Consider the following 1,318-nt stretch of genomic DNA (forward strand, 5'->3'; position numbering starts at 1 on the left):
GCTGCAATGACACGACTTCGGCGGTACGCTTGAGCCCCGCTACATTGTCGGCGCGGAATCACTTGACCAGTGAGCTATTACGCACTCTTTCAAGGGTGGCTGCTTCTAAGCCAACCTCCTGGTTGTCTCTGCGACTCCACATCCTTTCCCACTTAGCGTACGCTTAGGGGCCTTAGTCGATGCTCTGGGCTGTTTCCCTCTCGACCATGGAGCTTATCCCCCACAGTCTCACTGCCGCGCTCTCACTTACCGGCATTCGGAGTTTGGCTAAGGTCAGTAACCCGGTAGGGCCCATCGCCTATCCAGTGCTCTACCTCCGGCAAGAAACACACGACGCTGCACCTAAATGCATTTCGGGGAGAACCAGCTATCACGGAGTTTGATTGGCCTTTCACCCCTAACCACAGGTCATCCCCCAGGTTTTCAACCCTGGTGGGTTCGGTCCTCCACGAAGTCTTACCTCCGCTTCAACCTGCCCATGGCTAGATCACTCCGCTTCGGGTCTAGAGCGTGCAACTCAATCGCCCTATTCGGACTCGCTTTCGCTACGGCTTCCCCACACGGGTTAACCTCGCTACACACCGCTAACTCGCAGGCTCATTCTTCAAAAGGCACGCAGTCACGAAGATCCGAAGATCTCGACGCTCCCACGGCTTGTAGGCACACGGTTTCAGGTACTATTTCACTCCGCTCCCGCGGTACTTTTCACCATTCCCTCACGGTACTATCCGCTATCGGTCACCAGGGAATATTTAGGCTTAGCGGGTGGTCCCGCCAGATTCACACGGGATTTCTCGGGCCCCGTGCTACTTGGGAGATGAGCAAGCAAGCCGCACAGATTTCAGCTACGGGGGTCTTACCCTCTACGCCGGACCTTTCGCATGTCCTTCGCCTATCCATACGGTTTCTGACTCGCCTCACAGCCGGCAGACTGTGAAAGCTCATTCCCACAACCCCACATGCGCAACCCCTGCCGGGTATCACACGCATACGGTTTGGCCTCATCCGGTTTCGCTCGCCACTACTCCCGGAATCACGGTTGTTTTCTCTTCCTGAGGGTACTGAGATGTTTCACTTCCCCTCGTTCCCTCCACACTGCCTATGTGTTCAGCAGCGGGTGACAGCCCATGACGACTGCCGGGTTTCCCCATTCGGACACCCCCGGATCAAAGCTCAGTTGGCAGCTCCCCGGGGCCTATCGCGGCCTCTCACGTCCTTCATCGGTTCCTGGTGCCAAGGCATCCACCGTGCGCCCTTAAAAACTTGGCCACAGATGCTCGCGTCCACTGTGTAGTTCTCAAACAACGACCAGCCACCC

The 1,318-nt window shown here is 56.9% G+C and carries 1 rRNA gene; it reads right to left on the reverse strand.

Annotated elements, in window-relative coordinates:
• A 23S ribosomal RNA gene (locus HYE82_RS36570) occupies nt 1-1,269 on the reverse strand; the annotation flags it as partial.
• Nucleotides 1,270-1,318 lie beyond the last annotated feature (49 nt).

The organism is Streptomyces sp. BR123 (assembly GCF_013401435.1).
Taxonomy (GTDB): Bacteria; Actinomycetota; Actinomycetes; order Streptomycetales; family Streptomycetaceae; genus Streptomyces.